This window comes from Nodosilinea sp. LEGE 07298 (assembly GCF_015207265.1).
GTDB lineage: Bacteria > Cyanobacteriota > Cyanobacteriia > Phormidesmidales > Phormidesmidaceae > Nodosilinea.
On record NZ_JADEXE010000245.1, the window covers coordinates 1 to 10,140 of the forward strand.

Genomic DNA, 10,140 nt, shown 5'->3' on the forward strand with positions numbered 1-10,140 from the left:
GTGGATGGGTAGGCGGGTGGATGGGTAGGCGATGGAACGGGAAGGTATTTTGTGAGTAGGTGATTAACTTCACGCGCCCACGCACTTACTCCCCCATTCCCCACTAATCCGGTTCTACTGAAGAAGCTGTCGCCCCGTAGGTCAGCATCCACTGCCGTAGTTTCTGAGTGAGGGCGCTGCGCTGGTTGATCAGATAAATGCTGACCAGGGTAAAGCTGACCCCCAACCACTGGAGCGAACTCAGGGTTTCAGCTAAAAACAGATTGCCAAACAGCAGCGCAAATACTGGGGTTAAAAAGGTGAGGGCGCTGAGGCTGGTGAGGTTGCCCTGCGCCGCTAAGAAAAAGAAAATACCGTAGGCCAGGGCACTGCCAAAGATAGTTGAGTAAGCGATCGCGCCCCAGTCTAGCCCCGTCAGCCCTTGCCAGGGCTGCACTTCCCCCAGGGCCGATAGGCCAAAGAGCGGTAGTCCGCCCAGCACCATGTGCCAACCCGTTGCCACCACCGGGTCAACGTGGCGGCACACATAGCGAATCAGAATGGTGCCCGTGGCCATCGACAGCGCCGCCAGCAGCATCAGCCATTCGCCGCCTTGCAGCAAAGTATTGAGGGCGGTGCCACCCGTCAGCCAGGTGGTATCACCATGGAAGAGGGCAAAAATCCACTCGTCGGGCAGCCCCAGCAGGCTAATACCCGCAATGCCCCAGAGTAGGCCAATCCAGCCGAGGGCACCAATGTGTTCGCCAAACAGGCCCCGCGCCATCACCGCCACCGCTAGAGGCTGTGAATCAATCATCACCGAGCCTAACCCGGCTCCGGTGCGCTGTAAGCCCGCCGCCAAAAAACCTTGAAAGAGGGTGCCATCGACCAGGGCAAAGAGCGCTATCCACAGCCAGCCCTGGCGGCTAATGGTTTGGGGTCGTCGCAGGAGCAAACCGGCGATCAGCACAACTGCCCCAGCGGGCACCAGCCGCATACCGGCCATGAAGAAAGGTGCCGTGTGGGGCATGGCACCTTTCATTGCCACCATAGCGGTGCCCCACAAGAAGAAGGGGGCAATCAGCACGATGGGATTGCGGGTGGCGGCTGTGGGAGCGGAGGCTGAATCCATAGAGAGAATAGATATGATAGTTAAGCACCGGTCAAGAGGGCGATCGCGGCGGCTAGAAAAGATTTCTTTAAGGAATGTTAACGCAGATCGAGATCGGGTGCCGTTGGCTAGGGCACGGCTCCAGGCTCCAGCGCTACCCCGTGCTGCCCCGGCACAGTGTGGTTTTGGCTACAATTGAAAGCTAGCTTCAGTCCCCAGATCGGGGCAGGTTGCCTACTGTCTAGCCTCAATTCGTTTAGGTTTGTTTTACCCCCTATGGTCTGGCCGTTTCCACCCCGTTTTCGCAAGTCCATTGCCCGCATTGAGGTCACAGGCGTCATCGCCGCCGCCACCCGCAAGCGAGTGCTCGAAGCCCTCAAAGAAATTGAGGAAAAGCGCTTTCCGGCTCTGCTGCTGCGCATTGATAGCCCCGGCGGTACCGTCGGCGACTCTCAGGAGATCTACACTGCCCTGCAGCGGCTCAAAGACAAGCTCAAAATTGTGGCTAGCTTCGGCAATATTTCTGCCTCGGGCGGCGTCTATATTGGCATGGGGGCCGACCATATTATGGCCAACCCCGGCACCATTACCGGCAGCATTGGGGTGATCTTGCGGGGCAATAACCTGGAGCGTCTGCTCGATCGCGTTGGGGTGTCGTTCAAGGTGATCAAGTCTGGCCCCTACAAAGATATTCTGGCCTTCGATCGCGAGCTGACCGACCCCGAAAAGTCGATTCTGCAAGAGCTAATCGACGTCAGCTACGGCCAGTTTGTCAAAACCGTCGCCGAAGCCCGTCGCCTCAGCGAAGACACTGTGCGCAGCTTTGCTGACGGGCGCATTTTTACCGGCGAACAGGCCCTGCGGCTGGGCGTAGTAGACCGCCTGGGCAGCGAAGATGAGGCCCGTCGCTGGGCCGCCGAACTGGTTGGGCTCGACCCTGAAAAAACTGAGTGCATTACCTTCGACGAGAAAAAACCGCTGCTGAAGCGGCTGGTGCCTGGTAACAGCAGCGTTACTTTAACAGGGTTCTCCGGCCTGCCCTATCCCCAGCTGGCCGTGCCCGCCCTCAATGCCACCCTTGAGTGGCTAGAGTTTGAGCGCTCCACCAGCGGACTACCCCTGTGGCTGTATCGCCCCTAAGGGGGCGTGGCTGCATCAGCCCTTAAGGCGTAGGCCAGATCGCGAGCCTGGTAGGATTAAGCGGTAAAATGCAAGTCAATTCTCTGCGCCAGTCGCCTATAGCGGTGCCTCTGGGGCCTTGAAGAATGACCTTTGGAGGTTACAGCGTGGACTGGCGAGTGTGGGCAATTCGAGGAGCGGTGACGGTACCAGAAAATACCGAGGGAGCCATTCGAGAAGCGGTAACCGAGCTAATGGATGCCTTAGAAGAGCGCAACCGGCTTGATCCAGCCTGCATCATCAGCGCTACCTTTTCGGTCACCCGCGACCTGGATGCGGTGTTTCCAGCGGCGATCGCCCGCCAGCGCCCCCAGTGGGACAATGTCGCCCTGCTCGATGTGCAGCATATGCACGTTGAGGGCAGCTTGCCCTGCTGCATTCGCATCTTGATGCACGTACAGCTGCCGGCGCTCCACAGCAAGGTAGAGCACGTTTACCTGCGTGGTGCCCGCGATCTACGCCCCGATTTAGTGGTAACGGGCTAACCTCTTGGTCAGGGTTTGGTAGGGGCACAGCATGCTGTGCCCCTACTTACCGTATTTTCCTGTAGATGGTTAATGTTTCTTTAGACGAATGCCCAAGAATAAGTCATAGAGAAATCCAAAGAAATCTTTCATCTGCAGCAGACCAAGGGATTGGGGTGAGCCTTTCTCATCGAGCAGAGGCTTCATCACCTCGTAGGTGGGCTTGTACTTGTACCAGGGCACCGAGGGCCACAGGTGGTGCACCAAGTGGTAGTTTTGGCCCATGATCAGCAGGTTGAGAATGGGGCTGGGATAGACGCGGGCATTCTTCCAGCGATCGCGGTCTTGAAATGGCCGATGGGGCAGGTAATCAAAAAACAGCCCTAGGGCAATGCCTACCACCAACGCAGGCGAAAACCAGTAGTTGAAGAGATAGCCCAAAAAGTCGAATCGCCAGGCCATAAATACCAGCAGACCTACCGCAAACCGGCCTAAAAACCACTCCAGTAGCTCCCAGTTTCGCCACAGCTGCCGCTTAAAGAAATAGATCTCGTGGTAGAAAAAGCGAGCCGCGATCAGCCACAGGGGGCCGCCGGTTGACACGAAATGGTCAGGATCGTTTTCGGGATCGTTGACGTGGGCGTGGTGCTGCAAGTGCACCCGCGTAAATACCGGAAACGAAAAACCCAAAATCAAGGCGCTGCCGTGGCCCAACAGGGCATTAACCACCCGATTACGATGGGCTGAGTTGTGGCTGGCATCGTGAATCACCGTCCCAGCCAGGTGCAGGGACAGGACATTCATCAAAAACACGCACCAGCCGACCCAGTGCCAGCAAAAATAACCCACCGTAGACAGACTCATTAGCCCAACGGAGGCTATGAACATGAGGCTGTTAAGGCTCAGACCGCCCTCAGTTTTAAGTAACTCAGGGGGTACTGTTTTTCGAATCGTCAGGGGCTCAGTTGCCGCCGACATGTTGCATCGCTCCTACACCAGTGTTTTCGGTAGTATACGTTACGACGCATAAACAATAAAGTTTTGTGACGCCTCCTCAAGGCTGAAGGTTCCACCACGCGTGTTGAGGGTGATGGAAGACATTGTTAGCCCTAGGTCGCGCCAGGCGGTTTATCTTCGGTAAAAACGCTGAAATTCTTGCTGGTTTTGGGGTTAGGCGTAAAGCCCCTCGGCATTCGTGCTACTATCCCTGTGCTTTACGGCTACCAACCTGTGAGCTTAATTAGGGCTTTAGGCGGTAGCGTTTTACTCTCAGTAGAGGTCGTTTATGCCCCTGCGCAACTCTGTTCGCCGCACCAAAATTGTTGCCACCATCGGCCCCGCCACCCAGGATGCCGATGTACTACGGGCGCTGATTGACGCTGGAGCCACCACTCTGCGACTCAACTTTTCCCACGGTAGCCACGACGACCACCAGCGCAGCATTCGTCTGATTCGCCAGATTTCCTTTGAGCTTAACCAACCCGTCGGCATTCTCCAAGACCTGCAGGGGCCAAAAATTCGGCTGGGTAAGTTTGAGCACGGCTCGATTGTGCTGGAGAAGGGCGATCCCTTTGTGCTGACTAGCGAAATCATTTTGGGTAACCAGGAGCGAGCCTGCGTCACCTACGACAAGCTGGCTCCAGAGGTGCCCACCGGGGCCACCATTCTGCTGGATGACGGCAAGGTGGAGATGCAGGTGGAGGCGGTTGATTTAGACGCCCAGGAGCTGCACTGCCGTGTGGTCGTGGGCGGCACCCTGTCAAACAACAAAGGGGTCAACTTTCCGGGGGTGTATCTCTCGGTGAAGGCGCTCACCGACAAAGACCGTGAAGACCTGCTGTTTGGCCTTAATCAGGGGGTTGACTGGGTGGCGCTAAGCTTTGTGCGCAATCCCCAAGATGTGCTGGAAATCAAGGAGATTATCGCTGCTGCCGGGAAGAATGTGCCGGTGATCGTCAAGATTGAAAAGCATGAGGCGATCGAGCAGATGGAGGCCATTTTGTCGCTCTCCGACGGAGTAATGGTGGCCCGGGGTGACCTGGGTGTAGAGCTACCCGCCGAGGAAGTGCCGATTTTGCAGAAGCGGCTGATTGCCATGTCTAACGCCCTGGGCATTCCGGTAATTACCGCCACCCAGATGCTCGACAGTATGGTATCGAACCCCCGCCCGACTCGGGCCGAGGTGTCTGACATTGCCAACGCCATTCTTGACGGCACCGATGCGGTGATGCTCTCCAACGAAACCGCTGTGGGCAAATTTCCGGTAGAAGCCGTGGCGACGATGGCTAAGGTGGCGGTGTGCACCGAGCAGGAGGGGCTGACGCTGGGCGATCGCAAGGGTAGTGGTGCTCGTTCCATTCCCAATGCCATTAGCCAGGCGGTGGGCCACATTGCATCACAGCTCAGCGCGGCTGCCATTATGACCCTAACCAAAAGCGGGTCCACCGCCCGCAACGTGTCGAAGTACCGCCCCGAAACGCCGATTTTGGCGGTCACCCCCCATGTCCATGTGGCTCGCCAGCTACAGCTGGTATGGGGGGTACGCCCCCTGCTGGTGCTCGATTTACCTTCTAGCACCCAGACCTTTCAAGCGGCCATGAGCGTCGCTCAGGAAAAGCACCTGCTCGACGATGGCGACCTGGTCGTGCTAACGGCGGGCACCCTCCAGGGCATCTCAGGCTCCACCGACCTGATTAAGGTGGATGTTGTTACCGCCGTTGTAGGGCGCGGCATGGGCGTGGGCGAAGCCTCGGTTAGCGGACGAGCGCGAATAGCCCACAACAGCCTGGATGTCAACGACTTTAACGACGGCGAAATTTTGGTGGTACCCGGCACCAGCGCCGAATTTGTTGAGTTGATTCGCCGAGCCGGAGGTATTGTCACTGAGGACGACAGCCCGACCAGCCACGCGGCGGTCATAGGGCTACGGCTAGGGGTACCGGTCATTGTGGGGGTTAAAAACGCTACCGAGATCATCCGCGACGGCAGCATTCTCACCCTCGATACCCGGCGGGGGCTGGTTTACTCAGGGGCTTTAGGTCCGGTCAAGAACGAGCCTGCTATGAGCCTGTAGAGGGCTCTGCCCAGACGTCATTGTCAGTTTTCCATAACAAAAGGCTTCAATGACATGTCATTGAAGCCTTTTGTTATGGTGAAGTATGGCGAGGGAGCAAAAAATGCGCCCCAGCTTTAACCTACTTATAAAGCTCAGTAGACAGGCGAAGTGCCAGAATACCAGGCAATAAAGCTACGGCCAGGGCAATAAAAATCTGAGTGTCTGAAAGGGGCATAAAAATACTCCTCGAAGCTGAGTGAATAACGCTTAGAAAGACGCTTGGTCTAGACCGATTGTTAACTAAGACGGGATCTTTCGCGAGGCTGGTCGACCTAACTGTTACAGAGCTTAATAGGAACTCAATCGGTCAGCGCTGATGTTTCTGGTCTAGGGATTAGCCCTAGTAGGCTGCTAGGCTGAAGGGCCACATCCACCGCTGTCTCAATTCTCTTGGTGTGCTAGCGATGCTTGATATAGATACAACTCAACCAGTGCGAGGTAACTTTGAGCGGCAGCTGCTGCGGGTGCAGCGCGACCTGCTGCGTATGGGAGCGCTGGTCGAGAACTCCTGCGTGCTGGCCCGGGACGCCCTGTGCGATCGCAATCTAGATGCGGCCCAGCGGCTCCACCGCCACGACAAGCAGATCGACCAGTTCTACCGCCAGATCGAAGTGGACTGCATGCATTTGTTTACGCTACAGGCCCAGCCCGAGGCCGAAGACCTGCGGCGGATCGGTGCATTTATGCAGCTAGTACGCGACCTTGAGCGCATTGGCGACTACGCCGAAGACCTGGGCGAAGTGGCGATTAAACTCTTTCCCTACCCGGTGCACCCCCTAATGGGACGCGTGCAGACCATGCTCGATCGCTGCCGGTCAATGGTGGCGATGTGTCTACTGGCTCTGTCTGACCTCGACGCCGAAAGCGGCCTAGAAATTAAGCGAAAAGACGACGCGATCGATACCGACTACGACGAACTATATGCCTTGCTGGCCCACCAGACCAACCTGACCGGTTCGGTCGAGCCAACGGTGCTGCTGGTACTAGCCATTCGCTACATGGAGCGGATCGCCGACCACGCCACCAATATTGGCAAGCGGGTGGCCTACATTGTCACGGGCGAACGGACCTGAGCTCGGCTACCTTGTACCCGATCTCAGGTCTGAGGATGGCCTCGCACCTTGTACCTCGCACCTGCTTCACAAAACGTTACCTGCCATTGACAAAAAGATTTGACAGCGGTCCATTTCCTGGGAAACTGTAGGGGTGACCTGTTCCCTTTTGCTAGAGGGGGCTAGCCCTCGCTGCGGGCCTGGCCTGGGGTCGTGGTTGCCATCGGCCGGGTTCATTTGCGATGTAGCAGCTACGGCTGTAGCAGTTACACTTGGGCGTTGGCGGTTCCAGTGGGCTGTCTTCTCGGCCAGATCTGGAGGCCAAAAGCCAGGGCATTAGGATCTGAAACCTTGCTTTAGGCCAGCGAATCGAGGTCGTTTCAGCTACAGCGTCAACCCCGGCTTCGTCGCTGCCTCGTTACCACAGGCGGCGGGCTGAAGTTTCCCTTTCGCTCTAACCGGCGCTCTCAACCGGGTCGGTGCCCCAAACCAGCCCAGGGCCACCAGTCATGAATAGTTTTAGGAATCAGTCGCTACATGGAACTCTCGATCGCGGCCTTACTGGCCAGCTTCGCCAAAGACAAGACCCACACCCTCAAGGGGTTGGAGAAAAAGCTGCACTGCAACGACGATGCCAGCCAGCGCGACCTGCAAATTGCTGTCGATGCCCTAGAGCGTTTGGGGGTGTTGGTCAAGGAGCGGGGCAAGTACCGCCGCGACCTGGCCGAAGACGTGATTGAGGGCAAGCTGCGCTGCTCTAGCAAGGGTTTTTGCTTTGCCATTCAAGACGAAGAGGGGGCCGACGATATCTATGTGCGCGAAAGCCAGCTGAATACGGCCTGGAACGGCGATCGCGTGCTGGTCAAGGTGACCAAGGAGGGCAGTCGTCGCCGCAGCCCTGAGGGCGAAGTACAGCTGATTTTAGAGCGGGCCAACGCCTCGGTGCTGGCCCGGGTCAAGCAGGAGGACGAAGACTACCGGGCCGTACCCCTTGACGATCGCCTCCTCTTTGAACTGGCCCTGGTGGCCAATGGGGGCGATCTGGCCGAAGCAGTCGATCAGCTAGCCCATGTCGAAATTGTTCGCTATCCCCTGGGTCAGCACCCGCCCCAGGGTCGAGTGGCCCAAATTTTGGGCAGCGACGCCGAAGCCGCTGCCGACATCGACATTGTCTACTGCAAGCACGACCTACCCCGCCAGTTCTCTAATGCAGTCCTGAACGCCGCCCAAAACTTACCCACCCGCGTGCTCAAGGCTGACAGCAAAGATCGCATTGACCTGCGCGAGGTGATGACTGTCGCGATCGACGGCCCCAACGCCCAGGTGATTGACGATGCCCTCAGCCTAGAGCGCACTAAAGCTGGCCAGTGGCGACTGGGCATTCACATTGCCGACATTTCTCACTACGTACCGGCCCATTCGGTGATCGATCAGGAGGCCTGCAAACGCGGCACCTCGGTCTATTTGGGCGACGAGGTGATCCCAATGCTGCCGCAGCCTTTGTCTGGCCCCCTGGGGTCGCTACTGGCGGGAAAAGATCGCCTCGCTATCTCCGTGCTGGTCACCCTCGACGACACGGGTGCGGTGCTGGAGTATGAGGTGCAGCCCACGGTAGTGACCGTAGACCACCAAATTTCTTACCAAGAAGCCCAGGCGGTGCTGGAGCGCGACAACTCAGACCTGATTAAGAGCCTGGGCATTAAGCCCAAGACCCTAAAAGCGCTAGAGCCGGTCTACGACCTGATGGATAACCTGCTCTACTTGAGCCAGGCGATCAAGCGGCAGCGGCTGCACCGGGGTTCCTTTGAGCTCAATTTGCCCGAGTATGACTTCCCTGCCGATGCGGGCGAGCCTTTGGCCCACTACCGATCGCCCAAGTTCCAGTACGACGACGAGGGGCTCCTGGGGGTGATGGTGACCGCCACGAGCCTGCCCTCTCGGCAGATTGTCACCGAGTGCATGCTGCTGGCGAACCAGCTGATTGCCCAGCAGCTCAAGGCTCTAGGGGTGCCCGCCATCTACCGGCTGCACCGCGCCCCCGACGCTAGCGACGTGCAGGAGTTGGTGAAGCTGGCCGAGAATATGGAGATTCAGCTCACCCTCGACGATGAGGCGGCCCCCCAGCCCAAAGACTACCAGCGGTTTGTGGAGCAGTTCGCCGCCTCGGGGGCCGAGAAAATTCTCACCTACCTGCTGCTAGAAACCATTCAGCCCGCCTTTTACAGCACCCACGCCAACCTGCACTTTGGGCTCGCCCTTACCGATGGCTATACCCACTTCACGTCGCCGTCGCGGCGCTATGCCGATCTGCTGGTGCACCGCATTCTCCACGCGGTGTTTGAGTCGGGCCGCGATCGCCGCTCCACTCGCTCCAAAGACCCGGCCAACCTGCGCCACAGCTCCTGCCAAGGACAGGTCAACTGGAACGTGCTGCCCCCCGACATTCAGCACGAGCTAGAAGACGATCTGCCCCGGATCGCCATTCACCTAACCGAGCGAGAGCGCCTGGCCCAGGAGGCTGAATCAGACCTGGAGGGGTTAAAGAAGGCTGAGTTTATGCGATCGCATACCGGCGAAGTCTTCCACGGCCTGATTACCGGTGTACAGTCCTACGGCTTCTTTGTCGAAATCGAAGAACTGCTGGTCGAAGGCCTCGTCCACGTCAGCTCGCTCAAAGACGACTGGTACGAGTACCGCGCCCGCCAGCAAAAGCTGGTTGGCCGCAAAAACCGCCAGCAGTACCGCCTCGGCGATAAAGTCGATGTACAGGTCAAGAGTGTTGACTACTACCGCCAGCAGATTGATCTCGTCGCCGTTGGTGGCGGCAGCCAGGCCCCCGAAGACGAAGACAACAACTACAGCGAAGACGATAACGGCGAGCCCATCAATGGCGATGACCGCGGACGCGATGAGAGTGAGTAAGGGGTGGATGGGTTAGGGGTGGATGAGTAAAGGGTGGATGGGTAGATGAGTTAGGGGATGGGGTGATGAATTAGCTCCAATTCCCCTGGCTCGTTAGGATGAAGAGGGCAAGAGCTCTACGGGTTAATGGTGTACCAGGTAGCCAGGTTTCGACTTCGCTCAACCTTCGGTGATCGAGGGCTGAGCTAAGTCTAAGTCCGGTCAGCAGGTACCTTATTTTCTTGCGAGTCCTCAAAAGCGTTAGAAGCTACCAAACAGAGCGCTAACCCTTCAATTCACCCATCCGCCCATCCACCCTTCACCCATCCACCCAAATGC

General features: G+C 57.7%; 8 protein-coding genes. 5 read left to right on the top strand and 3 right to left on the bottom strand.

Annotation, left to right across the window (positions count from 1 at the left end; translation table 11 throughout):
* Positions 1-103 precede the first annotated feature (103 nt).
* Entirely contained in the window at positions 104-1,111 is a 1,008-nt protein-coding gene (locus IQ273_RS24920) for a DMT family transporter (RefSeq protein ID WP_194025844.1), read from the bottom strand.
* Between the two features lie 255 nt (positions 1,112-1,366).
* Here IQ273_RS24920 and sppA point away from each other — a divergent pair, with 255 nt between their 5' ends.
* Positions 1,367-2,230: a signal peptide peptidase SppA gene (gene sppA, locus IQ273_RS24925; protein ID WP_194025845.1), complete on the top strand. Its 864-nt coding sequence runs from the start codon at positions 1,367-1,369 to the stop codon at positions 2,228-2,230.
* A gap of 146 nt (positions 2,231-2,376) precedes the next feature.
* Complete coding sequence (aroH, locus tag IQ273_RS24930) at positions 2,377-2,754, top strand: chorismate mutase (protein ID WP_194025850.1); 378 nt, start codon at positions 2,377-2,379, stop codon at positions 2,752-2,754.
* Between the two features lie 69 nt (positions 2,755-2,823).
* Here the strand turns inward: aroH and crtR are convergent, their stop codons facing one another.
* Positions 2,824-3,711 carry a beta-carotene hydroxylase gene (gene crtR / locus IQ273_RS24935; RefSeq protein ID WP_194025846.1) on the bottom strand — a complete coding sequence of 296 codons (888 nt, stop codon included), beginning with the start codon at positions 3,709-3,711 and terminating at the stop codon, positions 2,824-2,826.
* 307 nt (positions 3,712-4,018) lie between these two features.
* On the opposite strand from crtR, the gene pyk reads away from it, so the two are divergent.
* Positions 4,019-5,806: a pyruvate kinase gene (gene pyk / locus IQ273_RS24940; protein WP_194025847.1), complete on the top strand. Its 1,788-nt coding sequence runs from the start codon at positions 4,019-4,021 to the stop codon at positions 5,804-5,806.
* 121 nt (positions 5,807-5,927) lie between these two features.
* Here the strand turns inward: pyk and psaM are convergent, their stop codons facing one another.
* Positions 5,928-6,023, bottom strand: coding sequence for a photosystem I reaction center subunit XII (gene psaM, locus IQ273_RS24945; RefSeq protein WP_106903590.1), 96 nt, complete (start codon positions 6,021-6,023; stop codon positions 5,928-5,930).
* A gap of 229 nt (positions 6,024-6,252) precedes the next feature.
* Here psaM and phoU point away from each other — a divergent pair, with 229 nt between their 5' ends.
* Both phoU and IQ273_RS24955 read left to right on the top strand, forming a co-directional pair.
* The gene (gene phoU / locus IQ273_RS24950) at positions 6,253-6,921 is read left to right on the top strand and encodes a phosphate signaling complex protein PhoU (protein ID WP_194025848.1); all 669 of its coding nucleotides are present in this window, start codon (positions 6,253-6,255) and stop codon (positions 6,919-6,921) included.
* Positions 6,922-7,437: 516 nt separating this feature from the next.
* Positions 7,438-9,822 carry a ribonuclease R family protein gene (locus IQ273_RS24955; protein ID WP_194025849.1) on the top strand — a complete coding sequence of 795 codons (2,385 nt, stop codon included), beginning with the start codon at positions 7,438-7,440 and terminating at the stop codon, positions 9,820-9,822.
* Positions 9,823-10,140 lie beyond the last annotated feature (318 nt).